Here is a 26627-nt window from a genome sequence, read left to right on the forward strand (position 1 = left end):
GACGCGGTCGAGGAGGGGAAGAACCAGATCGGACAAGGGGTAACGCTCGCTCGTGTCGAAGGCGGACCCCGCCCGGCCTCGCGGCCCCGGGATCCTCGCAGATGGCGGCCGTTATACCGCAAGCGGCCGTTCGCGCCATCGCCGGCCCGCGAACGCCACGGTTGCGACCGTATGCTGCACAACAACTCCCAAGAACATCCTGAACTCACGGTGAATTTCGCCCGCGAGGCGACAGCTGCGCGGGGATGCGCTAGGCTGCGAGTCGACGGCGCGATTGCGCCAATACGCATTCCCGCACGGAGTTCAGATGGGACGATCGATACCGGCGTGCGGGCTCGTCCTGAGCCTCGTGCTGCTGGCCCCGGGTCAGGCGCGGGCGGTGCCGCTCTATCCGGCGCTCGATCCCGCCTGGCTGCCGCACTGGCCCAGCTGCCGGCCGACCGACCGCACCTGCGACACCATCTCGCGGCGGCGGATTCCCGTCTGCACCTGGCGTGTGCGACCGACACCCGAGGGCCCGCGGCGGGTCCGGATCTGCGCGTGATCCGCTCCGGCAAGATTGGCCCGGGCAAGATCGGCCCGGGCAAGATCGGCCTGGACAACACGGGCCTGGACAAGACGGGCCCGACCGAGACTGGCTCCAGGAAGACCGGCTTCGGGACGGCATGGCCTGCCGCAAGCCTTGCCTGCCTGCTGTTCCTGGCCCTGCCGGCGACAGCGGAGGCCCGGACGTGCCTGGGCGACTTCGCCGGCGGCACGCAGCCGGTGCTGACCAATCCGCGGCTTGCCGCGGATACCACGCTCCTGTGCTACCAGGCCTTCGCGGTCCTCTATTCGGGCCTCGCCCGCACGCCGCTCTACGCCGCCGAGCACCTCACCGCGGCGCGGGTCGAGGCGGCCCGCCGGATCGACCGGGTCGATGCCTTCCACGAGGAAATGCAGCTGCCGGAGGCCGCCCGCTCCGAACTCGCGGATTACGCCGGCAGCGGCTGGGACCGGGGCCACATGGCGCCCTCCGGAGACATGCCGAGCCCGGGCACGCAGAGCGAATCCTTCAGCCTCGCCAACATCGTCCCGCAGAACCCGGACCTCAACCGCCGGCTCTGGGCCGGGATCGAGAGCAGCGTGCGGGCGCTCGCGATCGAGCGCGGCGATCTGTTCGTCGTCACCGGACCGCTGTTCGAGGGCGCGAGCGTGCAATCGCTGCGCGGCCGGGTGCTGATCCCGACCCGCCTGTTCAAGGCGGTCTATGACGCCAACCGGGGGGAGGCGGGTGTCTACCTCGCCCGCAACGCCCCGGGCGAGGAGTGGGAGGCGATCTCCCTCGATCGGCTCGCGGCGATCGGCGGCATCGTCGCCTTTCCGGACCTGCCGGATTCCGTCCGCCGGCGCATCATGCCCCTGCCGGAGCCGAAGCGCGACGAATATGTCGGCGGGCCGCGCAGCCGCCGCGAGCCGGGCTTCCTCGACTGGCTCGCCGCCGAGCTGCGCCGCGCCGCCCGCCGTGCCTGGCGCGACTTCCTCCGTTCGCTGCTCTGACGGACGCTTCTCATGCCCGCACCCGCGAAGTCCGCCTTCACCCCCTTCGCCGACGATGCCGCGGTCCAGACCCTCGGCGACCTGACGCTGGAGAACGGCACGACGCGCATCGCGCTCCACGGCTCCCTCGATTTCGCCCGCGACCGGGAGAGCCTGGAGCGGGCCCGCGCGCTGGCAACGACGCTGACGGCGATCGTCACGGCTTTGGAGGACGAGGCCGACCTGCCGGAACGGGCGGAGGAGGCCCGGGGGGCGACCACCGAGGTCAAGAACCCGTTCGGGTGAAGGGCGCCTCGTCCCGCCGCCTTGCACCCCCCCGGCGGCCCTGGTAAGCGCGGGAGCACTCCCCATTCCCGCGCGCGGCCGGCCGCGTCGACGCCCGGCGATCCGATCGTGTCCCGGGAGATGGCCCGAATCCGGCAGACGCCGCCCGATCCGGACCGCGCGCCAGAACTCTGAAGGATCACCGCCATGGCCCGTGAATTCATCTACCACATGCGGGGTCTGACCAAGACCTATTCCAGCGGCAAGAAGGTGCTCGACAACGTGCACCTGTCCTTCTACCCGGACGCCAAGATCGGCGTGCTCGGCGTCAACGGCGCCGGCAAGTCGACGCTTTTGCGCATCATGGCGGGCATCGACACCGAGTTCAACGGCGACGGCTTCGTGGCCGAGGGCGCGCGGGTCGGCTACCTGCCGCAGGAGCCGCAGCTCGATCCGGACAAGACCGTCCGCGAGAACGTGATGGAGGGCGTCGCCGAGTCCCAGGCGATCCTCGATCGCTACAACGAGCTCGCGATGAACTACTCCGAGGAGACGGCGGACGAGATGACCCGCCTCCAGGACGAGATCGAGGCCAAGGGTCTGTGGGATCTCGATTCCAAGGTCGATCAGGCGATGGACGCCCTGCGCTGCCCGGGCGACGACGTGGCCGTGGCCACCCTGTCGGGCGGCGAGCGCCGCCGCGTCGCGCTCTGCCGCCTGCTGCTGTGGCAGCCGGAACTCCTGCTCCTCGACGAGCCGACCAACCACCTCGACGCCGAGACGGTCGGCTGGCTCGAAGGCCACCTTCGGTCCTACCCGGGCGCGATCCTGATCGTGACCCACGACCGCTACTTCCTCGACAACGTCACGAGCTGGATCCTCGAACTCGATCGCGGCCGCGGCATTCCCTACGAGGGCAACTACTCGTCCTGGCTGGTCCAGAAGCAGAAGCGCCTCGCCCAGGAGGGCCGCGAGGAGGAGTCGCGCCAGCGCACCATCGAGCGCGAGCAGGAATGGGTCTCGGCCTCGCCGAAGGCCCGGCAGGCCAAGTCCAAGGCCCGTATCGCCCGCTACGAGGACCTCGTCGCCAAGGCGCAGGAGAAGGGCCCCTCGACCGCCCAGATCGTCATCCCGATCGCCGAGCGGCTCGGCAACAACGTCATCGAGTTCGACCACCTCGAGAAGGCCTTCGGCGACCGCCTGCTGATCGACGATTTGTCGTTCAAGCTGCCGCCGGGCGGCATCGTCGGCGTGATCGGCCCGAACGGCGCCGGCAAGACCACCCTGTTCCGGATGATCAACGGGCTGGAGACCCCCGACAAGGGCGACATCCGGGTCGGCGAGAGCGTCAAGCTCGGCTACGTCGACCAGTCCCGCGACGCCCTGAACCCCGACGCCACCGTGTGGCAGGAGATCTCGGGCGGCAACGACATCCTGTATCTCGGCAAGCGCGAGATCAACAGCAGAGCCTATTGCGGCGCCTTCAACTTCAAGGGCTCCGACCAGCAGAAGAAGGTCGGCGTGCTGTCGGGCGGTGAGCGCAACCGCGTCCACCTCGCCAAGATCCTGAAGAGCGGCGCCAACGTGCTGCTCCTCGACGAGCCGACCAACGACCTCGACGTCGACACCCTCCGCGCGCTGGAAGAGGCGCTGGAGGATTACGCCGGCTGCGCGGTGATCATCAGCCACGATCGCTGGTTCCTCGACCGGATCGCGACCCACATCCTCGCCTTCGAGGGCGACAGCCACGTCGAGTGGTTCGAGGGCAACTTCGCCGATTACGAGGCGGACAAGAAGCGGCGCCTGGGCGTCGATTCCACCATCCCGCACCGGATCAAGTACAAGAAGTTCAGCCGCTGAACCGTGATCGGGGCGGCGCCGGCCGCCCCGCATCATCTGGATCCGGACAACAAAAAAGGGCCCCGCGGGGCCCTTTCTCGTGTCCGGCATCCGGTGCCGGGCTTACCTCGTCGCCGAGTACAGCGAAGCGCCGGAGGCGATCGGCGAGGTGACGGTGGAGAAGACGCTGAGCACCTTCTGGACCTCGGTGAAGGGGGCGTTCGAGACGTAGACGAGGTCGCGGTTGCGCATCCGGAACGCCTGGGAGACGAACAGGCTGTTGGGATCGCGCATGTTGATCCGGTAGACCACCGGCACGAAGTTCGACGTGAGCAGCGGGCTGTTCGGGTGCAGGCGGCGCACCACGGAGGCCGGCTCGAACCGGAACACGAACACGCCGGCCGGATCGGCCTGGACATCGCGCAGGCCCCCGGACTTGGCGAGGGCCTGAGCCAGCGTGATGCCCTCGGCCGAGAACGGGATCTCGTAATTCGCTCCCGTCGCGCCGACGGCCAGGAAGGTCTGGGGATCGCGCACCAGGGTGAGCGTGTCGCCCGGCCGCAGGAAGATGTTTTCCCGCGGGTTGGAGACGACGGCGGTGAGCGGCACCGTCGCGGTGGTGGAGCCGCGCGACAGCCGCACGAAGGTCTCGTTCACCGGCGCCGCGACGCCGCCCGCCGTGGCTATGACGTCGAGCAGGCGGTCGCCCTTCTCGGTCAGGGGCACGCGACCGCCGCCGAGGTTGGAGACCGGCCCGCCGCGGCTCGCCGCCGCCAGGCGGGCGCCGCCGCCGGGGGCCGCGGCCTCGCCCAGCACCGTCACGCTGGTGCTGAGCGGCGAGTTGACCGTGAGGAGCACCTGCGGCTGGATCGCCTTGCCGGCGAGTTCCTGCTCGATCTGGGCCTGCACGTCCGGGGCGCGCTTGCCCGCCACCTTGATGCGGCCGGCATAGGGCACGGAGATCGTGCCGTCGCGGGCGACGATCTGCTCGGGGATGCTGGAGGATTTCGAGCCGGTGGACAGGCCCCCCATCATGGGGGCGGAGAACAGGCCGCCGCTGCCCGCCTCCCAGATCGTCACCGTCACCGCATCGCCGACGCCGATCACCGGCTGCACCGAGGGGCGGCGGTCGCCGAAGGAGGCGAGGAGGCTGTCGAGGGGCCGGCCGCGCAGCGCCTCGACCACGGCGGCGTCGACGTCGATGATCTCGTAGCGGGCAAGCAGGCCCTGGTCGGTGGCGACGTCGGCCCCGTCTGCGATCGCGCTCGCCGTCGGGCCGGCCGCGGGCAGGAAGCTGCTGCAGCCCCCGACCAGGCAAGCCATCGCCAGGACCGCTGGCATTCCGACGCGCACCATGCCTCACCCTCCAGAACCACGCGGGGCCGTCCGCGACGACCGCTCGGTCTCTCTCGCTCGACGCCGGTCCCGCCGCGGGCCGCCCGGATTCGGCCCGGTCCGCGAAAACTCCGACGAATGCGGCCGCCTGCGGCCACGCTTCGCCACCCTTCCTTTAGCACTCGGGACCGCCGCGATCGAATCGACGGGGCGGCCCGGGGGCCTCCGGTGTGCACAAGTCCCGCCGGTGTGGCGCCACGCCCACGGCCCGGGACCCTGCGGAAGATCCGGCGCAGGACCCGGCCCGGGAGCCCGTCGACCGGAAATGCGTCGCGAGCGTGGCGGTTGGCCCGTCCGTGGCACGGATGCATCGGCCGTGTGGATCACGGGCATGACGTCCGCTCTCCATGTTCCTGCCCAGATCACCAGCCTAATGGCCGTCGTCGTCCGAGGGACGACCGACCCTTCGGGACGCTCCGCATTGACGTTGTGCAACACCGCGATTTTTTCGAGACTGTTGCATTCATGCCATTGTCGACACCGGAGTCGTCGGTACTGTCCGCCTCGTCAGCGGCTCGCGCGCGATTCGCGCGCCCCGAATGTCCGTCCGGGCAGGCTGCATCCGCGGTCCGCTCGGTCCTTCGCCGTCCCAGGGCTCCGCCGGCAGGTCGTCTGCGGCCGCCGGCCCCGCCCAGACCCGAGGTGTGCCCGTGAGTGCTGATCCCGTGCGTAACGTCGACCAGGCCCGCCAGGACTCCCGCTCTCAAGACGCCCGCTCTCAGGATTCTCGCGCCATGCAGCCGGGCCGGCGCCAGGTGTTCCTGTTCCTGCAGGGCCCGATCACGCCGTACTTCGCCCGGGTTGCCGACGCCCTGGAGGCGCGGGGCCATCGCTGCCTGCGGGTGAACCTCTGCTTCGGCGACTGGATGTTCTGGCGCCGCGCCGGCGGGGTGAACTTCCGCGGCACCCGCGAGACCTGGCCGGCCTTCATCGCCGACCTGATCGACCGCGAGGGCGTGACCGACCTGATGCTGCTCGGCGAGCAGCGCTACTACCACAAGGTCGCCGTCGCCGCCGCCAAGGCGCGCGGCCTGAACGTCACGGTGACGGATTTCGGCTACCTGCGTCCGGACTGGATCACGCTGGAGCGCGACGGCATGTCGGGCGACAGCTGCTTCCCGAAGGACCCGGAGGCGGTGCTGGCGCTGGCCGCCCAGGCGCCGGAGCCCGATCTGGTGCCGCGCTACCGCGACAGCTTCTGGCTCCAGGCGGTCTGGGACATGGGCTACCACCTGATGAGCAACTGGCTCTGGTGGCTGTATCCCGGCTACAAGTCGCATCAGGTGCACCACAACGCCCTGATCTATCTGGGCACCGGCCTGCACATGCTGCGCTCCAGGCGCACCGGCCCGCGGGTCGACGCGCTGGTCCGCCGCCTGCGGGAAGCCGGCACGACCTATTACGTGCTGCCGCTGCAGATGGAGAACGACTTCCAGCTGCGCGCCTACTCGCCGTTCTTCGACCTGAAGACGCCGATCCACGCGGTGATCCGTTCCTTCGCGGAGCACGCGCCGGCGGAGTCACGGCTGCTGGTCAAGATCCATCCTCTCGATCCCGGCATCCGCAACTGGGCGCGCATCGTGCGCCGCTCCGCGGAGAAGTGGGGCGTGTCCGACCGGGTCGACTTCGCCGATGGCGGCGACCTCGGCAAGATGCTGGACGGCTGCCGCGGCGTCGTCACGGTCAACAGCACCGTCGGCCTGTGGTCGATGCGCGCCAACAAGCCGACCATGACGCTGGGCGCCGCGATCTACGACATCCAGGGCCTGACCTATCAGGGCGCGCTGGAGACATTCTGGACGCAGGCCGAGCCGCCCCGGCGCGAGCTATGGGACGCCTTCATCAAGGCGATCGTCGCCAACATCCAGATCCGCGGCGTCTACTACAAGGCCGAGGGCATGGCGGCGGCGGTCGAGGCCACCGCCTCGCGCCTCGACCTCACCCAGGGCGCCTGGCTCGAGACCCGCTCCCGGGCGCGCACCCTCGACACCGGCGACGAGATGCCGGGCATCGAGGCGCTGCAGAACGCCTGACCGCGATCCGCTTCGACCGAGAAACTAGACGGGGCCGGAAACGGCCCCGTCTTTTTTTGCGAAGGCCGCCTACGCGTCGACCGGCGCCCCCGATCACCCCCGCCGCAGCACGCCGCGCCAGATCACCGACCAGACCTGCTTGAGGACGGCCTCGGGGGTGCGGGCGCGGCGTGCCAGCTCCGGATCGCCGGCCGCCAGACGCTGCACCAGCACCTCGGGCGGGCAGGGCAGACCGGTGCGCGGATCGACGTAGCGCGGGTAGAGAACGAGCGCGCCGGCCACCAGTTCGTCGAGGGTGAGGCGGCGGGTGCGGCGCGGGCTGCCCGGGTCGTCGGTGAGGCCCCAGCCGGCATAGAACGGCAGGCCGTGGGTGGTCACGGCCTTGCCGCGCAGGAGCGCCTCGAAGCCGATGAGCGAAGTCACGGTCTCGACCCGGTCCGCCGCATCGACGGCGTCGATCGCCGAGACGTCGCGCAGCACCACGTCGGCATGGGCCGCGACCACGTCCGGCGGGACCCAGCCGGGCCGCAGGCCCGCCTCGACGTCGGGATGCGGCTTGAAGGCGATGACGGCGTCCGGGTTGCGCTCGCGCGCGAGCCGCAGGAGCGCGGCGTTGCCGGAAACCGACCCGCCGCCGAGGCGGATCGAGGCGTCGTTCTCGACCTGGCCGGCGACCAGCACCACCGGGCCCGGTCGCGGCATCGGCGGCATCGCGGCACTGCCGACATTGTACTTGCTGACCCGCGCGGCGATCACCGCCTCGCGTAAACGCGCGGCCCGGGCGAGGAGGTCGTCCGGGAAGGCCCCGGTCTCGAGCAATTGCTCGAGGTCGCTCGGACCCGTGGCGTCGTAGTAGACGCCGCTGGCGTCGAGGACGTGCGAGGCACCCGGGCGCAGGGCGACGCCGAGGCCGATCGAGCGCAGGAAGCCGTCCTCCATGCGCAGGAGCGGCAGGCCCGCCCGGGCGCAGGCCTCCTCGGTGCCGGCCGGCATCCGGCTCGCCCAGGACACGACGCGGCGCATCCCCGACAGCTCGTCGGACGTGACCGGGGCATCGCCCCGGCGCACCACCGGGCGGTGGCCCGGCGCCGACAGGGTCTTGGTGATCCAGTCCCGCTTCCAGGCCGAGAAGCCGACGCAGAGCGTGGGCACCGCGTTCTCGCGCCAGCGCGACGCGACGAGGTCGAGGATCGCCACCGCATCCTCGAACCGCACCGGCGCACCCGTATAGGGATCGAAGTAGCGCGAGCAGACGAGGTAGGCGGCGGCAAAGACGTCCTCCGGCTTGCGCCGGCGGGTGCGCCGGGGCAGATGCAGACGGTCGTCGGTGAAGCCCCAGCCGGCATAGAACGGCAGGCCGAAGCAGGTCACGGGCGTGCCGGCGAGCGCCGCCTCGAAGCCGGAATGGGCCGAGACGACGTAGACGCGATCGCTGTCCTCGGCCACCGACCAGGCGGTCACGGGGTCGCTCACGAGACGCGCCCCGGCCGCGGTCGCGGCAGCCTCGTCGATATGCCCGCGCCGGCCGATCGGAGCGGCCGGGTCCATCACCACCAGGCGCTCGGCCTCCGGCGCGTCCGCGGCGGCCGCCTCCAGCATCGCCCGGAAGGCGCTCGCACCGGCGAGACCGAAGCCGACCGTCGGGTCGCCGACCGCCTGGTCGACGATGACGACGCGCCGGCGCCCCGCATTCCGGCCCGGCAGGTCGCGGCGGCGCGGGTCGTTGTCGAGGCCGAGCCGTCGCTCGCGCAGGCGCGCGATGCCGGCTCTGGCCCGGCCCATCAGCTCGTCCGCCTCCCAGCCGCCTTCCTCGAGCATGACCTCGAGCTCGCTCGGCGCGGTCGCGTCGTAGTGGATGCCGAGCCCGTCGATGATGTAGCTCAGCGAGCGCTCCACCCGGACGTCGCCGAGGCGCAGGAAGCCTTCGTCCCAGCGGTCGCTCAGACGCACCCGCCGCGAGGTCGGCTCGCTGCCCAGACGCCGCGAGCGTCGCGGGCCGGGTCCTTCCGACTCCGACGGCATCCGGGGCCACAACCGCTTCAGCTTGCCGCGATCCATCCGCCTCTCACTCACTGCGGACCGTGCCGCCCGGGCGCTCGCGACCCGGAGCAGGCGCCGTTCCACACTCATTCCGGCCCGTCAAGCACACGCACCGGGCGAGGTCGCGGGGTCCGCGCCGCGCTCCGGCGCAGCAACCGCGGCCCCACGCCGTCCCTCCTTAGACGAATTCCGATGAACCCAGTCCTGCCGGTGCGGGATTTTTTCGCGCGCCCGCCGGAGCCGGCATGCTACAGGCGCGCGCCATGCCGCGGCATTCCGATCGTCAGGAGAGAAGCCATGCCCGTCATCCTGATCACCGGCGCCTCGAGCGGCATCGGCGCGGCCCTGGCACGGCATTACGCCGCCCCCGGCACGACGCTGGTCCTGAACGCCCGCGGGCCTGAGCGCCTGGAAGCCGTGGCCGAAGCCTGCCGGGGCAAGGGCGCGACCGTCGAGACCCGGGCCCTCGACGTTCGCGACCGGGACGACGTGCGGGTCTGGATCGGCGAGGTGGATGCACGGATCGGTCTCGATCTCGTGATCGCCAATGCGGGGGTCAATGGCGGCCACCCGCAGGGCGGGCTCGAGACCGAGGAGACCGCCTTCCTCGTCCTCGACGTGAACCTGATGGGCGCCCTCAACGTCGCGCTGCCGGCCGTCGCCCGGATGGCGGAGCGGGGCCGCGGGCAGATCGCGCTGATCTCCTCGCTCGCGGCCTACGCGCCGCTCCCCGACGCCCCGGCCTATAGCGGCACCAAGGCGGCGCTGCTGGCCCACGGCCTCGCGTTACGCGAGAAGCTGGCGCCCCGCGGCGTGCGGATGAACGTGGTCTGCCCCGGCTACGTGAAGACCGCGATGGGCGCCGACTACGAGGGCTGGCGCCCGCTCGAGATGAGCGCCGAGGCGGCGGCGGCGCGCATCGCCAAGGGGCTCGCCCGCGACGAGGGGGTGATCGCCTTCCCGGCGGCGCTCGCCGCGGCGGCGCGGGGCGCCGCGCTGATCCCGGAATCCTGGCGGCGCCTCGGCATGCGCGGCTTCAGCTTCCGCATGAGCGAGCGCCAGCAGCGCTGATCCCACCTCAAAACAATCCCGTCGCGGAGAAGACCCGGTTGCGGATCGCCCTGTTCACCCTCGAAGCCCTGCCCAACGCCCGGGCCGTGCGCCGCTTCGTCGCCGACAACGCCGCGCGGATCGCCTTCGTCGGCCTGTCCGACCCCGAGCGGCCGAGCACCGGCGGGCTGACCGGGCAGGTCCGGCGCCATCTCGGGCGCTCCGGCCCCGGCTTCCTGCCCTATCTCGCGGTCAATTTCGGGCTGCCCGACCTCGCCCGGGGCCTCGCTCCCGCGACCCAGGCGCTGTCGGGCAGCCGCGACGTGCCGGAGGCGACCCCGCTGCGCACCCTGTGCCGGCGCCTCGGCCTGCCGCACGCCACCATCACGGACGTGAACGGGCCGGAGACGACCGGGCACCTGCGCCAGCACCGCGCCGACCTGATCCTGTCGTTCCACTTCGACCAGATCTTCGATGCCGCGACCCTGGCGGCGGCGCCGGGGGGCGGGCTCAACGTCCACCCCTCGCTGTTGCCGCGCCATCGCGGCCCGGTGCCGACCCTGCACGCCCTCCTCGACGAGAGGCCGCAATTCGGCGTCACGGTGCATCGGCTCGCGCCGGAGATCGATGCCGGCGGGATCCTGGCCCAGGAGGCGGTGGCGCTGCCCTCCGGCGTCACCGCCTCGCGCGCCGCGATGCTGCTGCACGAGGCCGGACGTCCGCTGCTCGAGAGTGTCCTGGCCGAGGCCGAGCGGGCGGGGGCGCTGCCGGAGGGGCGGCGCGTCCCGGTGCTGCCCTATTGCGGCTTTCCCACGCCGGGCCAGCTGCGCGACCTGAAGCGGCGAGGCCGGCGTCTGGTCGATGCCGGGGACCTGCGCGAGGCGCTGAGCCTGTCGCTCCGGCCGTGAGGCCGCGCGGGGTTCGACCCGAATGAACGAAGCGCGTCCGGCTTCGTTGTGGCCATGATACCCCCACCCTGTACGGAGGAATTCATGAGCCACGCGCACAAGCCACTCGACCGGCAGGTGATCGTGATCACCGGCGGCTCGAGCGGCATCGGCCTCGCCACCGCCCGGATGGCGGCGCGGGCCGGTGCCCGGGTCGTCCTCGCCGCGCGCAACGCCGAGGCGCTGGCGGCGATCCAGGAGGAGATCGAGGCGGCGGGCGGGGAGGCGACCCATGTCGTCGCCGATGTCGGCCGGCGCGAGGACGTCCAGGCCATCGCCGACAGGGCGGTGCAGCGCTTCGGCGGGTTCGATACCTGGGTCAACGATGCCGGCATCTCGCTCTACGGACGCCTGGAGGAGGTCTCGGACGAGGATCACGACCGCCTCTTCCAGACCAACTTCTGGGGCGTGGTCTACGGCTCGCTGGTGGCGGCCCCGCATCTACGCCGGCACGGCGGCGCGATCATCAACCTCGGCAGCATCGCCTCCGACATGGCGATCCCGCTCCAGGGCATGTACTCGGCGAGCAAGCACGCCATCCGGGGCTTCACCGACGCCCTGCGCTCGGAACTGGAGCAGGACCGGGCCCCCGTCTCGGTGACGCTGATCAAGCCCTCGGCGATCGACACGCCGCTGCCGCAGCACGCCCGCAACTACCTCGACCGCGAGCCGAAGCTGCCGCCGCCGGTCTACCACCCGGACGAGGTCGCCCACGCCATCCTGCACGCCGCGGTCTATCCCCAGCGCGACATCATCGTCGGCGGCGGCGGCCGGGCGATGACCGGCCTCAAGAAGCTCGCCCCCGGCACCTTCGACCGGCTGGGCGCCGTGATGGCTTCGCAGCAATTGCGCTCCGAGCCGCCGCGGGACCCGCACGGCGCGCTCCACCGGCCGGCCCAGGACGGCCATGTCCGCGGCGACCATCCGGGGATGGTGCGCCACACCAGCACCTACACGCGGGCGAAGCTCCACCCGCTCACCACCGGCGCCGTGATGGCGGGCGTCGGCCTCGCGGCGGCGGCGCTGATGAAGCGGCGGGCCTGAGACCGCTTCCCCGGACCGGCATGGCGTGGAACAAGCCCCGCCATGCCGCCCACGATACCGACCCTCCTTCTCTACGCCGCCGCGGCTTTGGCCGAGATCGCCGGGTGCTTCTCGGTCTGGGCCTGATGGCGGCTCGGCGCCTCGCCGCTCTGGCTCGTGCCGGGAGCCGCCTCCCTCGGGGCCTTCGCGTTCCTGCTGGCGCTCATCGAATCGGAGGCCGCGGGGCGCGCCTTCGCGGCCTATGGCGGCATCTACATCGCGGCCTCGCTGGTCTGGCTATGGGCCGCCGAAGGCCAGCGGCCAGACCGGTTCGACTGCGCGGGCGCCGTCCTCTGCCTCGCCGGCGCCGGCGTGATCCTGCTGGCGCCGCGGGGATGAGACGGAGGGCCGGGCGACCGGCTCAGACCGCCGTCCAGTCGCCCGCCGCCTCGAAGGCGGCGGCGGCCTGGTAGATCGCGCCCTCGTTCCAGTCCCTGGCCGTGAGCATCAGGCCGACCGGCAGGCCGTCGACGAGCCCGCAGGGAATCGACATCGACGGGTTGCCGGTCACGTCCATCGGCGAGGTCGAGGCCACCATCTCGAAGGCCCGGATGATGACCTCCTCCAGCGGCGCGCCCGGCTCCGGCAGCTTCGTGGCGGTACAGGGGAGGGTGGGGCACAGCAGGAGGTCGTACCGGTCGAAGGCCCGGGCGAACTCGGCGCGCACCTGCCGGGCGATGTTCTGGGCCTTGGCATAGTAGCGGCCGCGGTAATGCGTCAGGCCCCACTGGCCGATCAGCATCGAGATCTTGAGGGTCTGCGAGAGGTCGTCGGCCCTCTCGCGCCAGCCGGCATGCCAATCGAGCAGGCCGACATCGTAGGCGCCCTTCCAATTGAAGCCCATGCCGTTGCCGAGCATCATCTGCTGCGTCAGCCCTTCGAGGGCGATCGGCTGCCAGATCGCGGCGGCGAGCCGGTAGGCCGGGACCGAGACCTCCTCGACCACGGCGCCCAGGGCTTCGAACCGGGCGGCCCCGGCCCGGACCTTGTCGGCCACCGCCTCCTGCATGCCGGGGGCGGCGAAGCCCTCCAGCATCAGGCCGATGCGCAGGCCGCGCGCGCCCTTGCCCAGGGCCTGCGCGTAGGCGGCGACCTGCGGCGCGCCCTGGCGTGGGTCGAGCCCGTCCGGACCGGCGAGCACCTCAAGCAGCAGGGCGTTGTCGGCGACGCTCGCGGTCATCGGCCCGGTATGGTCGATCGTGGTCTCGATCGGCATCACGCCGGTATAGGGCACGAGGCCGTGGGTCGGCTTCATGCCGTAGACGCCGCAATACGCGGCCGGGATGCGGATCGACCCGCCCTGGTCGCCGCCGATCGCCAGGTCGACCTCGCCGGCCGCGACGAGGGCGCCGCTGCCCGAGGACGAGCCGCCGGCCGAGTAGCCCCGGCGGCGCGGGTTGTGGACCGGCCCCGGATCCGAGGTGTGGCTGCCGCCCGAGAGGCAGAAATGCTCGCAGGTCGCCTTGCCCAGGATGGTGGCGCCGGCTTCCAGCATCCGGGTCACGATGGTGGCGTCGGCGACGGGCACGAAGCCTTCGAGGGTCGAGGCCCCGTTCATCATCGGCACGCCGGCGAGCGCGACGTTGTCCTTCAGGGCCACGGTCTTGCCCTTGAGCTTGCCCTCCGGCGCACCCGTCACGGTGCTCTTCCAGGCCCAGGCACCGAGGGGGTTGTCCTCCGGCGCCGGCCGGGTGCCGGGGGTGCGGGGAAACCTCACCGGGGGCGTCACGTCCGGCAGGGCGTCGACGAGGTCGTAGGCGTCGAACGAGGCATCCATCAGGGCGCGGTAGGCGGCGGCCTCCTCGGGCGTCAGCGTTAGGTGGAGGCTGGCGGCGAGATCGCGGACCTGGGCCGCGCTCGGGCGGGTGATGGCCATGGGGCGTCTCCTCGTCTGGTCGGCGAAACGAGGAGGCGTCGTTCGCCGCCTCCCCTCCGCCCGGGCTTCCCGCCCTCCGGCGCCATGACGGGCCGGCACGGGCATGATGGACCGGGAGGCAAGAACGCAGCCAGGCCGCGCGGCGCATCCCCGGCACAAGGTGCACGGCCCGGACGCACCCCGGATGATTTTCTCCGGCGATGCCTCCAAAGAGAATTTTCAACCACCATACAGCACGGATGTAGCGATAATTTCTTATGTCGCTGCCATTCTTGCGCTGCGGCAGGACGATACCCTAAGCGGGCGCGATCCTTTCCGTCAGACGGCCAGCCATGACTCTCACGCGACGCAGCATCCTCGGGGCAGCCCCGGCCCTCGCAGCCGGGGCCGTGCTGGGTTCCGGGACGCAGGTTCTCGCGCAGGGGCGGAGCGCCCCCCTGCGGGTCGGCCTGATCCCGATCCTGGCGGTGGCGCCGATCATCGTCGCCGAGAAGGAGGGCTGGCTGAAGGAGGCCGGGCTCTCGCTGGGCATCACGACCTTCGAGTCCGGCCCGAACATGATCCAGGCGCTGGCCTCCGGCACCCTCGACGTCTACGTCGCCGGCGTGGCGCCGCTCGGCGTCGCCCGCTCGAAGGGCATCGACGTGAAGGTGGTGGCGGCCACCTCCGTCGAGGAGAACGTCTTCGTCGCCGGCCCGAAGCTCGCCCGCTTCGCCGAGGCCGGCATCGCCCCCGCGGAGGTGTTTCGGCGCTACCGCGCGGCGAACGGCACGCCGGCGCGGCTCGCGACCCAGCCCCTCGGCTCGGTGCCCAACACCACCCTGCAGCACTGGCTGTGGGAGGTGGCGAAGGCCGACCCGAAGGACGTGACCATCGTGTCGATGGGCATCGACGCGACCCAGCAGGCGATCCTCGCCGGCGCGGTCGAGGGCGGGATCCTGCGCGAGCCCGCGGTCTCGATCGTCACCGGCCGCAACCCCGCGATCCGCCTGATGGCGCTCGGCGGCGAGATGTTTCCCAACCAGCCCGGCACGGTGGTGGCGGTCACCCGCGCGCTCGTGGACAAGGAGCCCGACGCCGTGCAGGCGATCGTGACCGGCGTCGTGCGGGCGATCGACCTCATCGGCCGCGACCCCGAGCGCGTCGCGCCGATCATCGAGGCGAGCCTCGGCAAGGGCCTCGTCGACACCGCCACGATCCGCCGCGCCCTCGTCTCCCCGGCGACGCGCTTCTCCGCCGATCCCCGCGCCATCGTCGAGGCGACGGCGGCGATGCAGCGCTACCAGGTGAAGATCGGGGCGCTCGACCGCGAGGTGCCCCTCGACGGGCTGTTCGAGCCGCGCTTCTACGAGCGCGCCGTGGCGGGGAAGTGAGACCGGCCCCGTGAGAGCCCGCGCCACCGCGGCCCTGCTCCCGCTCGTCGGGCTCGCGGCCTTCTTCGCCCTGTGGGAGGCCGTGCCCGGTCTCGGCCTCGTCAACCCGGCCTTCCTGCCACCGCCCTCGGTGCTGCCGGAGGCCTTCCTGCGCGAGCTGCGCTCGGGCCAGTGGCTCGCCGCGGTCGGGGGCAGCCTCGGCCACTACCTCGCGGGCCTGGGCCTCGGCGTCGGCCTCGGCATCGCCGCCGGCACCCTGACGGGGATGTCGCGCACCGCGGAAGGGCTCACCGCCTGGGTGGTGCGGGTGCTGCGTCCGGTGCCGGGCCTCGCCTGGGTGCCCTTCGCCATCATCTGGTTCGGGGTCACCCCGGAAGCGGCCCTGTTCATCGTCGCGATCGGCGTGTTCTGGATCGTCTACTTCGCCGCCCACGGGGCGATCCGCGGCGTCGATCGCGACCTGATCGAGCTCGCCGCCGCCTTCGGCTTCCGCTCCGGGCCCGAGCGCCTCGTCACCGTGGTGTGGCCGGCCGCGATGCCGGGGATCCTCGTCGGCGTGCGCACCGCCATCGGGCAGGCCTGGATGGCCGTGGTGGCGGCCGAGATCTTCGGGGTCGCGGGCCTCGGCCAGCGGATGATGCAGGCCTCGACGCTGCTCGCGACCGACATCGTGGTCGTCTACATGCTCACCATGGCGCTGCTCTACGGCGTGTTCGACGCCGGCTTCACCGCCCTCCAACGCTGGATGCTCAGATGGCGGGCCTGATCGCGATCCAGGGCCTCGCCCTCACCTTCACCCGCGACGGCACCCGGACCACCGTGCTGTCGAATCTCGACCTCGACATCGAGCCCGGGGAGTTCCTGGCGATCGTGGGTGCATCGGGCGTCGGCAAGTCGACGCTGCTGCGCGTCATCGCCGATCTCGTCAGGCCCAGCGCCGGCACGGTCACGGTGAGCGAGCCGGAGCCCGGCCGCCGGGCCGTCGCCCTGGTCTTCCAGGATTCGCGGCTGCTGCCCTGGCGCCGGGTCCTCGACAACGTCGCCTTCGGGCTCGAGAAGCTGCGCCTGCCCCGGGCCGAACGGCGACGCCGGGCGCTCGCGGCGCTCGCGCGGGTCGGCCTCGCCGATCTCGCCGGGCGCTGGCCGTTCCAGCTCTCCGGCGGCCAGCGCCAGCGGGTGTCGCTCGCCCGCGCGCTCGCGGTCGAGCCGCACGTCCTCCTGATGGACGAGCCGTTCTCGGCCCTCGACGCGCTCACCCGCGAGTCGCTCCAGGACGAGCTCTCCCGGCTCTGCCGCGCCTCCGGCCAGACCGTGCTTTTCGTGACCCACGACATCGAGGAGGCGGTCTACCTCGCCGACCGGGTGGTGGTGCTGGCGGGCAGTCCCGGCCGGATCGTCGCGGCGCACCGGATCGCGGCGGCCCAGCCGCGCGACCGGGCCGCGCCGGAACTCAAGGCGATGACGCAGGTGATCCGGGAGGAACTGATGGGGGCAGGGGGCTGACGAGCCGGCCCCCGCCGCCCCGGGGCGCCGTCCCGCTCAGCGCCGCAGTCGGTTGCCGAGCACGAAGCCGAACAGCCCCATCAGCACGATGCCGGTCCCGCCCTGCACGCCGACCAGCAGGTTGGTCACTCGGCCGACCGGCTTGATGCCGATCTCCGGCGGGTTCGCCGTCATCATGTTGAGGGCGCTGTAGCTCAGGAGGTCGAGGGCGTTGTAGGTCGCCGCGCTCGTGCCCTCCGGGATCAGCCCGCCGGTGAGGCCGAACAGCCCGGCGAAGACCACGATCAGGATCGCGAAGGCGCGAAACAGCCGCGACAGGCTCTCGCCGTAATCGCACAGCCACTCGACGAAGCGGTCGGCGATCCAGCGGTAGCCGTGGCGCAGGAGGCCGCGCCGGTCGCGCCCCTGATCGCGCCGCTGCCAGGCGGCCCGGAACAGCGCGCCGGCATGCAGCCGCCCCATGCGCCGACGCCGGCGATAGGCCCAGCCGGCCTCGTCGCGGCTGCCGATGCTCTCGAAATTCTGCTCCAGGGCGAGGTAGCTCGCCTTCGCGGCCTCGTAGTCGCCGGCGATCTCCTCGCCCACCGCCTCGCCGATCTGCGCGGCCCGGAACCGGGTGCCGTTGAGCCAGGCGCCGGCGAACCGGGCCGCCCGCAGGTTGCAGGACGTCAGGTCGAGCCGCACCAGGGTCGCGCCCGCGAGGTCGGCCTCCGACAGGTCCGCTCCGTCGAGCTTGGCGCCGGTGAGCTTGGCGTTGCGCAGGCGCGAGCCGACGAGCCGGGCCTTGGTCAGGCTCGCGCCCTCGAAATCGGCGTGGGTCAGGTTGGTGTCGGAGAGCGTCACCTCGTCGAGACGCGCGCCGCGGAAGGTGGTGTAGTCGGCATCCGCCCCGGTGAAGTCGGCGCCCCAGAGGTCGGCGCCGGAGAAGTCGGCTCCGTCGAGCAGGCTGCGGGGCAGGCGGGCAAAGCGCAGCGAGGCGTCCCGGAAGCTCGCATCCTCCAGCATCGCCTCGGTGAAATCGGCCTGTCCGCCGGCCACGCCGACGAAGCGGGCGCCGCTGAGGTCGGCCTTGCCGAAATCCGCCTCCTCGATCAGCGCGCCGGAAAAGTCGGCCGAGCGGGCGAGCGCGCCGGGAAGCCGGGCCCGCTTCAGGGTGGCGCCGGTGAGATCGGCCTGTTCGAGGGTGCTGCCGGGGATCTCGGCCCCGGCGAGGTTCAGCCCCTGGCGGTCGGCGTCCCACCACGCCGCCTCGCCGGCCAGCGGCGCGAGCCGGTCGCGGCTCAGGTTCGCCGCGCGCAGGTCGAGGGCGTCGCGGCGCAGGGCGCCACCTTGGGCGCCGATCTCGGCGAGGAGCGCGCCGACGCGCGGGTCGAGCGGGGTCTGGGGTCGAAGGGTCATCGCTCGGAACCGACCGCGCGTGACGAGCCCGTCCATGCCATGGCGCAGGGGTGTTCCTTGTCGAAGCCGAAGAAATGCCGGCGGTATCAGCCACGGACCCGCCGGGAATGCAACGGCGGGGCCAAGGGGCAAAGGGGCTACCTGGGATGACCGAGAGCGAGCCGCTCATCCCGAGGCCGGGTCGCCCTCCACCGGCCCGACCCGCGCCGCCCGCACCTCCGCCAGGAAGGCCCGCGCCAGGCGCGACAGCGGCTCGGCCTCCGACCACAGCATGAAGGCCTCGACCGGGGTCACGGGCACGAAGGGGCGGACGACCACCGGATGCGCGCCGCCCTGCGAGGGCGAGAACGGGTCGACCACCGCGACGCCGACGCCGGCTCCGGCGAGCACGCAGGCGGTGTTGCAGTAGCGGACCTCCACGGCGGCGGCGAACGGCACGCCCTCCCGCGCGAAGCTGTCGCGCACCGCCTCGCCGAGGCGGGTGCCGCGCTCCAGCCCGATGAAGGGATGGCGCGCGAGATCGGCGGGCGTGACGGCGTCGCGCTCGCTCAGCGGATGATCGGGCGCCATCACGCAGACCATCTCGCCCCGGTGCACCACCTCGTGGGCGATGCCGACATGGTTCGACAGGCCGAGCGCGAAACCGAGCTCGGCGACCCGGCTGGTCACGCCCTCGACCACGCCCTCGTAGCGGCGCACGTCGAAGAACAGCCGCGTCTGGGGCCGCCCGCGCATGAAGGCGGCGAGCACCCGCGGCAGCAGGCCGTAGGCCAGAGGCGGCGTCGCCACGAGGGCGAGGTGCCCGTGCCGGTTCTCGCGCAGGTCGCGCAGACGGCCCTCCAGCTTGGCGTGGAGCGCGAAGATCGCCTCGCTCTCCTTGTAGAGCGTCATCGCCTCGGCGGTCGGAAACAGCCGGTTGTTGATGCGGTCAAAGAGCGGGAAGCCGGCCTGCGCCTCCATCGCCTTGAGGGCGTTGCTGACGGCCGGCTGCGACACCGCCAGTTCCTCGGCCGCTGCCAGGGTAGTGCGGTGCCGGACCACCGCCCGCAGGATCTCCAGCTGCCGCAGGTTCATCATCACTCCACATTATAGTCTGACGGTATTTATCATAGATGAGAGGATTGTGGATCGATCAAGCCTTGTGCATGATCGGACCAACGAGGTGGATTGCCACCGCATAATGCTCCCTGAATCGGCATTATGCCCATTTCGAGGTCATGATGTCCCGTATCGTCACCGTTGCGGCCGCGCAGATGGGGCCGACCCCGCGCGCCGATTCCCGCGCCCACACCCTCGACCGGCTGATCCACCTGCTCGAGGACGCGGCGGGACGCGGCGCGACCCTCGTGGTGTTTCCCGAACTCGCCTTCACGACGTTCTTCCCGCGCTGGCTCCTCGAAGGGGACGACCTCGACCGGTATTTCGAGCGCGCGATGCCCAACCCGGCAGTGCAGCCGCTGTTCGACCGCGCCCGGGAACTCGGGGTCGGGTTCAACATCGGCTATGCCGAGCTGACCCCGGACGGGCAGCGCTTCAACAGCAGCCTCCTCGTCCAGCCGGACGGGTCTATCCTCGGTCGCTACCGCAAGGTGCACCTGCCGGGTTCGGTCGAGCCGCGACCGGGCGCGCGCTTCCAGCAGCTCGAGAAGCGCTACTTCTCGTATGGCGACACGGGTTTCCCGGCCTTCCGGGCCGGCGAGGCCTGGGGCGGGGCGATCCTCGGCATGATGATCTGCAACGACCGGCGCTGGCCCGAGGCCTGGCGGGTTCTGGGGCTGCAGGGGGTCGAGCTCGTCTGCGTCGGCTACAACTCGGCGGCCTACGACCCCAACGGCGGCACGAGCGAGGACGCGTCCCTGCGCACCTTCCACTCGACGCTGGTCGCCCAGGCCAACGCCTACATGAACGCCACCTGGGCGGTAGCGGTGGCCAAGGCCGGGGACGAGGACGGTTCCGGCCTGATCGGCGGCTCCTGCATCGTCGATCCCGATGGGCGGATCGTCGCGCAGGCGCAGACCCTGGGGGACGAGGTCGTGACGGCCTTGTGCGACCTTGACCGCTGCCGGCAGGGCAAGGACAAGATGTTCAACTTCGGCCAGCACCGGCAGCCGGCGCAGTACGGGCCGATCACCGAGCGCGCCGGCGTGATCGAGCCGCCGCGGGCGGCGTCCACCGCCGCCTGAGCGCACGACCCTTCCCCACGAACGAGGGATCCATGAGCAGCGGACGCGCCCTCGCCGAGGGCTTTCCCGATCTCACCGGCCTGCCGACCGCCCGACGGACGCATTGGGGCCGCTGGATCGCCGCCGGCCTGATCCTCGTCGTCCTCGCCCTCGTCGGGCGCGCCTTCGCGGAAGGCCAGATCGAGTGGGCCTATGTCGGCCGCTTCCTCACCGTGCCGGTGATCCTGCACGGCATCGTCAACACCCTGGTGATGGCCGTGCTGGCGATGAGCCTCGGCATCGTGCTCGGCCTCGTCGTCGCGGTGATGCGGCTCTCGCCGAACCCGGTCCTGAAGGGGGTGGCGGCCGGCTACACCTGGCTGTTTCGCGGCACGCCGCTGATCCTGCAGCTGCTCCTGTGGTTCAACCTGGCGCTGGTTTTTCCCGTCATCGGCATCCCCGGCCTGTGGTCGGCGAAGTCGGTCGAGCTGATGACGCCGTTCCTCGCCGCGCTGCTCGGCCTCGGCATCAACCAGGGCGCCTACACCTCGGAGGTGATGCGCGCCGGCCTGCTCTCGGTCGATGCCGGGCAGTACGAGGCCGCGCAGGCGATCGGCATGGGGCGGCTGAAGGCGCTCGTCCGCATCATCCTGCCCCAGGCGATGCGGGTGGTGCTGCCGCCGCTCGGCAACGAGTTCATCGGCCTCGTCAAGGCGACCTCGCTCGCCAGCGTGATCCAGTACCCGGAGGTGCTGCACGCCGCCGAGAACATCTACTACGCCAATTCCCGGGTCATCGAACTGCTGATCGTCGCCGGCCTCTGGTACCTGCTGGTGGTCTCGATCCTGACGCCGCTGCAGATGCTGCTGGAGCGCCGCTTCGCCCGGGGCGCCGCGAGGACCGGCCGATGACCGCGCAGCCCCTGGTCGCCTTCCGCCGCGTGTCGAAGAGCTTCGGCACGTTCAAGGCCCTCGACGACGTCTCCCTCGACGTCCGCTCCGGCGAGGTGATGTGCCTCATCGGGGCCTCGGGCTCCGGCAAGACCACGCTGCTGCGCTGCGTCAACCAGCTCACCCCGATCGATTCCGGCGGCATCTGGCTCGACGGCGAGCTTCTGGGCATGCGCGAATCCGGCGGCCGGCTCCACGCCCTGAGCGAGCGCGAGGTGGCGCGCCAGCGCCTCAAAACCGGCATGGTCTTCCAGCGCTTCAACCTCTTCCCGCACAAGACGGCGCTCGAGAACGTCACCGAGGGCCCGATCCAGGTCCAGGGCCGCCGGCCGGCGGAGGTGCGGGACGAGGCGGTGGCCCTGCTCGCCCGCGTCGGCCTCGCCGCCAAGGCGGGCAATTACCCGTCGCAGCTCTCGGGCGGGCAGCAGCAGCGGGTCGCCATCGCCCGGGCGCTCGCCATGAAGCCGCAGCTGATGCTGTTCGACGAGCCGACCTCGGCCCTCGACCCGGAGCTCGTCGGCGAGGTGCTGGCGGTGATGCGCGAACTCGCCCGCTCCGGCATGACCATGATGGTGGTCACCCACGAGTTGGGTTTCGCCCGCGAGGTCGCCGATACCGTCGTCTACATGGACCAGGGCGGCATCGTCGAGGCGGGCACGCCGGCGGAAGTTCTGGGCGGCCCGCGCGAGGCCCGCACCCGCAGCTTCCTCTCGGCGGTGATCGGCTGACCTTTGTTTCGAGAATGCACGAGGAGGTTTTGGTGAAGCGCCTGATCGCGATCGGTCTCATGAGTCTGTCCGCCACGGTGGCCGCGGCGCAGGACGCGCCGAAAGCCGCCCTGCCGCCGGAGATCGCCAAGAGCGGCACGATCAAGGTCGCGATCGTCCCGAACTACCCGCCGATGGAGTTCAAGGACCCGGCGACCGGCCAGCTCACGGGCTTCGACGTCGATCTCGGCGACGCCCTGGCAAAGAAGCTCGGGGTGACGTTCGCCTGGCAGGAGACGAGCTTCGACCAGATGATGCCGGCTTTGAGCACCGGCCGGGTCGACGTGATCCTGTCGGGCATGACCGACCTCGCGACGCGCCACGAGACCGCGACCTTCGTCGATTACCTGCGCAGCGGCCCGCAATTCTTCGTCCGCAAGGCCCGCGAGGGCGAGTTCAAGGACATGGCGTCCTTGTGCGGCAAGAAGGCGGGGGCGAGCCGGCGCACCTCGTTCCCGCGCGAGATCGCCGCCTGGAGCGAGCAGAACTGCAAGGACAACCCGGTGGTGTTCGTCGGCACCGAGGGCTCGGCCGACGCCCGCACCCAGCTCAAGCAGGGCCGCATCGACGCCGCCGTCCAGGGCAACGAGACGCTGCCCTACGTGATGGGGCTGGAGCCCAACACCTACATGGCGCTCGGCGCCCCGATCGCCCTGCAATATACCGGCATCGCGGTTCCCGTGAAGGAGGCCGGCCTGCAGCAGGCCCTGGCCGGCGCCCTCAACGCGCTGATCGCCGACGGGACCTACAAGGCGCTGCTCGAGAAGTGGAAGCTCACCGAGAACGGCGTCGACAAGGCGGTGATCAACGGCGGGAAGTAGCGACGCGCATCGATCGCCGTCGCTTCAGGAATCATCGCGGGATCTCCTCTCCCGAGTGGGAGAGGGGAGAGCGCGAGCGTGTCGAAATCGGTGCTCGGGAGATCCGCAGGTCCCGACCGCCCAACCGCGAAAGCCCCCCATGAACCGCGCCGCCCTCGACAGCATCCCGGTCGCCCCCGCCAACCTCGCCCCGCCGGCGCCGGACTATTCCTGGCCCGCGCCCTACCGCTCCGCGATGTTCCTCTCCTTCGACGTCGATGCGGAGAGCGCCTGGACCAGCAAGGATGCGGCCCATGCCGAGCGCCTCGTCACCATGAGCTACGGCGCCTACGAGGCCCGGGTCGGGACGCCGAAGCTGCTCGAACTCCTCGACCAGCTCGGCCTCAAGGGCACGTTCTTCATCACCGGCTGGGCGGTCGACGCCTATCCGGCGATGGCGGAGGCGATTCTGAGGGGCGGCCACGAGATCGGCCATCACGGCTACCACCACCTGATGCCCGATCCCGGTGCGCCCTTCATCGAGGAGGAGGTGGAGCGCGGCTTCGAGACCCTGAAGCGGCGCCTCGGCGTGGTGCCGACGGGCTACCGCGCCCCCTACGGCGAGTTCACCGAGGGCCTGCGCCAGATCCTGGTGAAGCACGGCATCGTCTACACCTCGTCGTTCCGCGACGACGTCCGGCCCTACCGGCACGTCCTCTCGGATGGTCGCCCCGGCCCGATCGAGCTGCCGGTGACGGCGAGCTACGACGACTGGATGCACGGCCTCTCGACCCGCTTCAGCCCGCGCTCGATCTTCCCCAAGGAGCACGTCCTGTCGCTGTGGAAGGACGAACTCGACGAGGTGCGCGACTGGGGCGCGATGGTGACGACGGTGCTGCACCCGCAATGCAGCGGCCGGCCGATGCGCCTGCGGCTGCTGCGCGAGTTCCTGACCTACGCGAAGGACTGCCCCGACCTCTGGATCACCACCGGCGCAGCCATCGCCGAGAACTTTTTGACCCACGAGAGGGCGGCGTGACGACGACGGCGATCTTCGGGTCCTGGCTCCTCATCCGCCGGGACGGGCTGCCGCGAATCGAGCGCGACCGCTGGGTGCTGGTGGAGGGCAACCGCATCGCCGCGATCACGGCGAGCCGGCCGGCCGCCGACGTGACGTTCGACCGGCCGGGCCGCCTGGTGCTCCCGGGCCTCATGAACCTGCACAATCACTGCTTCAGCGAAGCGATCGCCCGCTCGCACACCGAGGACGGGCGGGGACGGAAAGGCGGCAGAAGCATCGTCTACACGGTGCTGCTGCCGCTCTCGAAGACGGCGCTGATGGTCCTGAACCCGCGGGAGCGCCTCGCCGTCGCGCAGCTCGGCATCCTGCAGCTCCTGAAGGGCGGTGCCACCACGGTGATGGAGCCGTTCCGCAACGGGCTGCCGGAGATGTTCGAGGCCGCCGAGGAGATGGGCCTGCGCTTCTACGGCGCGCCCTACCTCTTCTCGACCGCCGATGCCAAGGCCGGCGCGGATGGACGCGTGTCGTATGCCGGCGACGACGGCGAAGCCGATCTCGCCGCCTGGAACGCCTTGTACGCCCGCTGGGAGGGCAGGGCGGACGGGCGCATTCGGCTGGCCATGAGCCCGCACGCCACCGACACCTGCGGCCCGGACCTCCTGCGCGCCTGCGCCGCCCGGGCGCGGGAACTCGACGTCCCGATCACCACCCACCTCGCCCAGAGCGACGACGAGGTGGCGACCATCCGCGCCCGCCACGACGGGCGCAGCCCGGCCGAATATCTCGACCGGCTCGGCCTGCTGGCACCGGACCTGCTCGCCGCCCACTGCATCGCCAGCAGCGACGACGACCTGCGCCTGATGGCCGCCCGCGGCGCCACGGTGCTGAACTGCCCGCGGGTCTTCGCCCGGGCCGGCCGCACCGCCGCGTTCGGCCGCTTCGCCGCCCACGGCCTGCGCACGCTCGTCGGCACCGACGGCTACAACATGGACCTCCTGGGCGAGCTCAACGCGGCCTCGCTGATCTCGAAGATCGCCGCGGGCCGGGCCGAGGTGGCGGATTCGCCGACCCTCGTCGATGCCGTGACGGGGCAGGCGGCCGCCGCCATCAAGCGGCCCGACCTCGGCGTGCTCGCGCCCGGCGCCACCGCCGACCTCACGGTGGTGGACATGACCCACCCGCACCTCCAGCCGCTGCACGACCCCGTCCGCGCGCTGGTGGCGCTCGCCAACCGCGCCGACATCGCCCAGGTGATGGTCGACGGTCGGGTCCTCGTGGACGAGGGCCGCTACCTCGCCGGCGACGAGACGGCGATCACCCGCGAGGGCGCCGCCGCGATCGAGCGGATCTGGGACTTGCCGGAAGCCCGCGCCGCCTTCGAGGAAGCGTGATCTCTAACGCAGGTCGAGCGTCCGGATCACCGCGGCCACCTGGGCCTGCACCTCTGCGCCGAGGGGCAGGATCGGCCGCGGCGGTGCGGTGTGGCAGAGTTCGAGCCGATTCGCACAGGCATACATCACCCGCAGGCTCGAATGCTGCCGGAACAGCGCCCAGAGCGGTTCGAGCCGGGCGTTCAACCGGCGCGCCTCGTCCGCGTCGCCGGCTCGCGCGGCGCGCAGGATGTCGGTGGCGACCTGCGGAAACAGCCCGGCGACGACGCTGTACCAGGCATCGGCACCGGCGAGCAGCGCCTCGGTGACGGTCCAGTCGCCGCTATAGCCGAGGGAGAACTCTGCCGGCACGGCGTCCCGCAACGCCGCGAGATGCGCGGCGACCGCCTGCGGTTCCATCCCCGGGCTCTTCACCGCGACGATACCCGGCAGGCGGCTCAACCGGATGACGAGATCCGGCTCGAACCGGAAATGCGTGGTCGAGGGATTGTCGTACAGGCAGAGCGGGAGCCCGCTCGCGCGCGCCACCGTCGCGACGTGCTCGAACACCTCGTCCTGGGTGAGCGGGGTATAGGAAACGGCGGCGAGCAGACCGGCCGCGGCGCCGGCAGCCTCGGCGTCCTGCGCCAGCCGCACCGCCTCGTCGGTCCGCAGGGCGCCGACGCCGACCAGGATCGGCACGCGGCCCCCCGCCTCGTCGATGGCAGCCTCGAGCGCCCGGCGGCGCTCCTCCCGTGGGAGGTAGGGATAGGAACCGGTGCTGCCGAGGAGCCCGATCGAGTCGACATCCGCGGCGCACAGGCGGGCGACGAGCCGGCGCAGGGCCGGAAGATCGACGCGGCCGTCGGCCTCTATCGGCGTGATCGGAAAGGCGGAGAGGCCGGTGAAGCGCACGGGCGACGATCCTTCCAGTCTTTGGGGGTCAGGCGGCCGCTCGGCGCGAGGGCGAGGCCCAGTGCGATCATCCCCTGCACCGGCGGCGTCCCGCTGGACCAAGCTCGTAAGGCACGCGGCGGAGATAAAGATGAAACGGCCTACTTCCTACGGCCAGTTCGACACGTTCATGCTGGTCCAGTTGCCCACACCAGTTACCGAAGTCGGGGGAGGACGGCACGCGAAGACCGAAATACGAAAAACCCCGCCGGCGCGACGCCGAGCGGGGTTTTTCGTGTGGTGTTTGGTTGCGGGGACAGGAT

At 71.5% G+C, this 26627-nt stretch carries 23 protein-coding genes and 2 pseudogenes; 18 read left to right on the plus strand and 7 right to left on the minus strand.

Annotation, left to right across the window (positions count from 1 at the left end; translation table 11 throughout):
- Window positions 1-307: 307 nt before the first annotated feature.
- Window positions 308-544, plus strand: a complete 237-nt coding sequence (locus QR78_RS35835; RefSeq protein WP_244276552.1) for a hypothetical protein — start codon at window positions 308-310, stop codon at window positions 542-544.
- A gap of 44 nt (window positions 545-588) precedes the next feature.
- On the opposite strand, the pseudogene QR78_RS36640 reads toward QR78_RS35835, so the two are convergent.
- Window positions 589-816 (minus strand): annotated as a pseudogene (locus tag QR78_RS36640) (hypothetical protein); the annotation flags it as partial.
- Here QR78_RS36640 and QR78_RS35840 point away from each other — a divergent pair.
- From QR78_RS35840 to ettA, 3 genes are all read left to right on the plus strand, one after another.
- Window positions 706-1539: a DNA/RNA non-specific endonuclease gene (locus tag QR78_RS35840; protein ID WP_425284184.1), complete on the plus strand. Its 834-nt coding sequence runs from the start codon at window positions 706-708 to the stop codon at window positions 1537-1539. The pseudogene QR78_RS36640 and the gene QR78_RS35840 overlap by 111 nt on opposite strands.
- Window positions 1540-1551: 12 nt before the next feature.
- The gene (locus QR78_RS05150) at window positions 1552-1824 is read left to right on the plus strand and encodes a hypothetical protein (protein ID WP_048426434.1); all 273 of its coding nucleotides are present in this window, start codon (window positions 1552-1554) and stop codon (window positions 1822-1824) included.
- 186 nt (window positions 1825-2010) lie between these two features.
- Window positions 2011-3663 carry an energy-dependent translational throttle protein EttA gene (gene ettA / locus QR78_RS05155; protein WP_048426435.1) on the plus strand — a complete coding sequence of 551 codons (1653 nt, stop codon included), beginning with the start codon at window positions 2011-2013 and terminating at the stop codon, window positions 3661-3663.
- 102 nt (window positions 3664-3765) lie between these two features.
- Here the strand turns inward: ettA and QR78_RS05160 are convergent, their stop codons facing one another.
- The gene (locus QR78_RS05160; protein WP_048426436.1) at window positions 3766-4998 is read right to left on the minus strand and encodes a polysaccharide biosynthesis/export family protein; all 1233 of its coding nucleotides are present in this window, start codon (window positions 4996-4998) and stop codon (window positions 3766-3768) included.
- A 773-nt stretch (window positions 4999-5771) separates the two neighbouring features.
- Between QR78_RS05160 and QR78_RS05165 the strand changes: the two genes are divergently transcribed.
- On the plus strand, window positions 5772-7070 hold the full coding sequence (locus QR78_RS05165; protein ID WP_048426437.1) for a capsule biosynthesis protein: 1299 nt from the start codon (window positions 5772-5774) through the stop codon (window positions 7068-7070).
- Between the two features lie 93 nt (window positions 7071-7163).
- Here the strand turns inward: QR78_RS05165 and QR78_RS05170 are convergent, their stop codons facing one another.
- The gene (locus QR78_RS05170) at window positions 7164-9020 is read right to left on the minus strand and encodes a capsular polysaccharide biosynthesis protein (RefSeq protein ID WP_244276553.1); all 1857 of its coding nucleotides are present in this window, start codon (window positions 9018-9020) and stop codon (window positions 7164-7166) included.
- Between the two features lie 387 nt (window positions 9021-9407).
- Between QR78_RS05170 and QR78_RS05175 the strand changes: the two genes are divergently transcribed.
- The 4 genes and pseudogenes from QR78_RS05175 (at window position 9408) to QR78_RS05190 (ending at window position 12529) form a co-directional block, all read left to right on the plus strand.
- Window positions 9408-10181 (plus strand): SDR family NAD(P)-dependent oxidoreductase, encoded by a 774-nt coding sequence (locus QR78_RS05175; RefSeq protein ID WP_048426439.1) that lies wholly within the window; start codon window positions 9408-9410, stop codon window positions 10179-10181.
- 38 nt (window positions 10182-10219) lie between these two features.
- The gene (locus QR78_RS05180; RefSeq protein WP_048426440.1) at window positions 10220-11068 is read left to right on the plus strand and encodes a formyl transferase; all 849 of its coding nucleotides are present in this window, start codon (window positions 10220-10222) and stop codon (window positions 11066-11068) included.
- Between the two features lie 84 nt (window positions 11069-11152).
- The gene (locus QR78_RS05185; RefSeq protein ID WP_048426441.1) at window positions 11153-12151 is read left to right on the plus strand and encodes an SDR family oxidoreductase; all 999 of its coding nucleotides are present in this window, start codon (window positions 11153-11155) and stop codon (window positions 12149-12151) included.
- Between the two features lie 54 nt (window positions 12152-12205).
- Window positions 12206-12529, plus strand: a pseudogene (locus QR78_RS05190) (YnfA family protein).
- 22 nt (window positions 12530-12551) lie between these two features.
- On the opposite strand, the gene QR78_RS05195 reads toward QR78_RS05190, so the two are convergent.
- Complete coding sequence (locus tag QR78_RS05195; RefSeq protein WP_048426442.1) at window positions 12552-14066, minus strand: amidase; 1515 nt, start codon at window positions 14064-14066, stop codon at window positions 12552-12554.
- A 332-nt stretch (window positions 14067-14398) separates the two neighbouring features.
- Here QR78_RS05195 and QR78_RS05200 point away from each other — a divergent pair, with 332 nt between their 5' ends.
- The 3 genes from QR78_RS05200 to QR78_RS05210 are packed head-to-tail and all read left to right on the plus strand — an operon-like array spanning window position 14399 to window position 16942.
- Entirely contained in the window at window positions 14399-15439 is a 1041-nt protein-coding gene (locus tag QR78_RS05200; RefSeq protein WP_048426443.1) for an ABC transporter substrate-binding protein, read from the plus strand.
- 10 nt (window positions 15440-15449) lie between these two features.
- Window positions 15450-16205: an ABC transporter permease gene (locus QR78_RS05205; protein WP_048426444.1), complete on the plus strand. Its 756-nt coding sequence runs from the start codon at window positions 15450-15452 to the stop codon at window positions 16203-16205.
- Window positions 16193-16942: an ABC transporter ATP-binding protein gene (locus QR78_RS05210; RefSeq protein ID WP_048426445.1), complete on the plus strand. Its 750-nt coding sequence runs from the start codon at window positions 16193-16195 to the stop codon at window positions 16940-16942. Before QR78_RS05205 ends, QR78_RS05210 begins: the two co-directional genes overlap by 13 nt.
- A 36-nt stretch (window positions 16943-16978) precedes the next feature.
- On the opposite strand, the gene QR78_RS05215 is transcribed toward QR78_RS05210, so the two are convergent.
- Together QR78_RS05215 and QR78_RS05220 are read right to left on the minus strand one after the other, a co-directional pair.
- Window positions 16979-18340, minus strand: a complete 1362-nt coding sequence (locus QR78_RS05215; RefSeq protein ID WP_048426453.1) for a pentapeptide repeat-containing protein — start codon at window positions 18338-18340, stop codon at window positions 16979-16981.
- A gap of 165 nt (window positions 18341-18505) precedes the next feature.
- Complete coding sequence (locus QR78_RS05220; RefSeq protein WP_048426454.1) at window positions 18506-19414, minus strand: LysR family transcriptional regulator; 909 nt, start codon at window positions 19412-19414, stop codon at window positions 18506-18508.
- Window positions 19415-19560: 146 nt separating this feature from the next.
- On the opposite strand from QR78_RS05220, the gene QR78_RS05225 reads away from it, so the two are divergent.
- The 6 genes from QR78_RS05225 to QR78_RS05250 all read left to right on the plus strand — a co-directional run bounded on the left by QR78_RS05225 (window position 19561) and on the right by QR78_RS05250 (window position 25431).
- On the plus strand, window positions 19561-20523 hold the full coding sequence (locus tag QR78_RS05225) for an N-carbamoyl-D-amino-acid hydrolase (protein WP_082172050.1): 963 nt from the start codon (window positions 19561-19563) through the stop codon (window positions 20521-20523).
- Window positions 20524-20555: 32 nt separating this feature from the next.
- A complete protein-coding gene (locus QR78_RS05230; protein ID WP_048426446.1) occupies window positions 20556-21413 on the plus strand; it encodes an amino acid ABC transporter permease in 858 nt (285 codons plus the stop codon).
- On the plus strand, window positions 21410-22180 hold the full coding sequence (locus QR78_RS05235; RefSeq protein ID WP_048426447.1) for an amino acid ABC transporter ATP-binding protein: 771 nt from the start codon (window positions 21410-21412) through the stop codon (window positions 22178-22180). The genes QR78_RS05230 and QR78_RS05235 overlap by 4 nt, the downstream gene beginning before the upstream one ends.
- Before the next feature lie 59 nt (window positions 22181-22239).
- A complete protein-coding gene (locus QR78_RS05240) occupies window positions 22240-23040 on the plus strand; it encodes an ABC transporter substrate-binding protein (RefSeq protein WP_089504250.1) in 801 nt (266 codons plus the stop codon).
- 139 nt (window positions 23041-23179) lie between these two features.
- Entirely contained in the window at window positions 23180-24058 is an 879-nt protein-coding gene (locus QR78_RS05245; RefSeq protein WP_048426449.1) for a polysaccharide deacetylase family protein, read from the plus strand.
- Window positions 24055-25431 (plus strand): amidohydrolase family protein, encoded by a 1377-nt coding sequence (locus QR78_RS05250; protein WP_048426450.1) that lies wholly within the window; start codon window positions 24055-24057, stop codon window positions 25429-25431. Before QR78_RS05245 ends, QR78_RS05250 begins: the two co-directional genes overlap by 4 nt.
- Window positions 25432-25434: 3 nt before the next feature.
- Here QR78_RS05250 and QR78_RS05255 read toward each other — a convergent pair whose 3' ends face one another.
- Window positions 25435-26325: a dihydrodipicolinate synthase family protein gene (locus QR78_RS05255; RefSeq protein ID WP_048426451.1), complete on the minus strand. Its 891-nt coding sequence runs from the start codon at window positions 26323-26325 to the stop codon at window positions 25435-25437.
- Window positions 26326-26627 lie beyond the last annotated feature (302 nt).

Origin of the sequence: Methylobacterium indicum (assembly GCF_001043895.1) — a bacterium.
GTDB lineage: Bacteria > Pseudomonadota > Alphaproteobacteria > Rhizobiales > Beijerinckiaceae > Methylobacterium > Methylobacterium indicum.

Excerpts from the sequence above, each read along its gene's own strand:
- QR78_RS35835 (WP_244276552.1), top strand. The coding sequence starts at position 308 with ATGGGACGATCGATACCGGCGTGCGGGCTCGTCCTGAGCCTCGTGCTG.
- QR78_RS05150 (WP_048426434.1), top strand. The coding sequence starts at position 1,552 with ATGCCCGCACCCGCGAAGTCCGCCTTCACCCCCTTCGCCGACGATGCC.
- ettA (WP_048426435.1), top strand. The coding sequence starts at position 2,011 with ATGGCCCGTGAATTCATCTACCACATGCGGGGTCTGACCAAGACCTAT.
- QR78_RS05160 (WP_048426436.1), bottom strand. The coding sequence starts at position 4,998 with ATGGTGCGCGTCGGAATGCCAGCGGTCCTGGCGATGGCTTGCCTGGTC.
- QR78_RS05165 (WP_048426437.1), top strand. The coding sequence starts at position 5,772 with ATGCAGCCGGGCCGGCGCCAGGTGTTCCTGTTCCTGCAGGGCCCGATC.
- QR78_RS05175 (WP_048426439.1), top strand. The coding sequence starts at position 9,408 with ATGCCCGTCATCCTGATCACCGGCGCCTCGAGCGGCATCGGCGCGGCC.
- QR78_RS05185 (WP_048426441.1), top strand. The coding sequence starts at position 11,153 with ATGAGCCACGCGCACAAGCCACTCGACCGGCAGGTGATCGTGATCACC.
- QR78_RS05195 (WP_048426442.1), bottom strand. The coding sequence starts at position 14,066 with ATGGCCATCACCCGCCCGAGCGCGGCCCAGGTCCGCGATCTCGCCGCC.
- QR78_RS05200 (WP_048426443.1), top strand. The coding sequence starts at position 14,399 with ATGACTCTCACGCGACGCAGCATCCTCGGGGCAGCCCCGGCCCTCGCA.
- QR78_RS05210 (WP_048426445.1), top strand. The coding sequence starts at position 16,193 with ATGGCGGGCCTGATCGCGATCCAGGGCCTCGCCCTCACCTTCACCCGC.
- QR78_RS05215 (WP_048426453.1), bottom strand. The coding sequence starts at position 18,340 with ATGACCCTTCGACCCCAGACCCCGCTCGACCCGCGCGTCGGCGCGCTC.
- QR78_RS05220 (WP_048426454.1), bottom strand. The coding sequence starts at position 19,414 with ATGAACCTGCGGCAGCTGGAGATCCTGCGGGCGGTGGTCCGGCACCGC.
- QR78_RS05225 (WP_082172050.1), top strand. The coding sequence starts at position 19,561 with ATGTCCCGTATCGTCACCGTTGCGGCCGCGCAGATGGGGCCGACCCCG.
- QR78_RS05230 (WP_048426446.1), top strand. The coding sequence starts at position 20,556 with ATGAGCAGCGGACGCGCCCTCGCCGAGGGCTTTCCCGATCTCACCGGC.
- QR78_RS05235 (WP_048426447.1), top strand. The coding sequence starts at position 21,410 with ATGACCGCGCAGCCCCTGGTCGCCTTCCGCCGCGTGTCGAAGAGCTTC.
- QR78_RS05240 (WP_089504250.1), top strand. The coding sequence starts at position 22,240 with ATGAGTCTGTCCGCCACGGTGGCCGCGGCGCAGGACGCGCCGAAAGCC.
- QR78_RS05245 (WP_048426449.1), top strand. The coding sequence starts at position 23,180 with ATGAACCGCGCCGCCCTCGACAGCATCCCGGTCGCCCCCGCCAACCTC.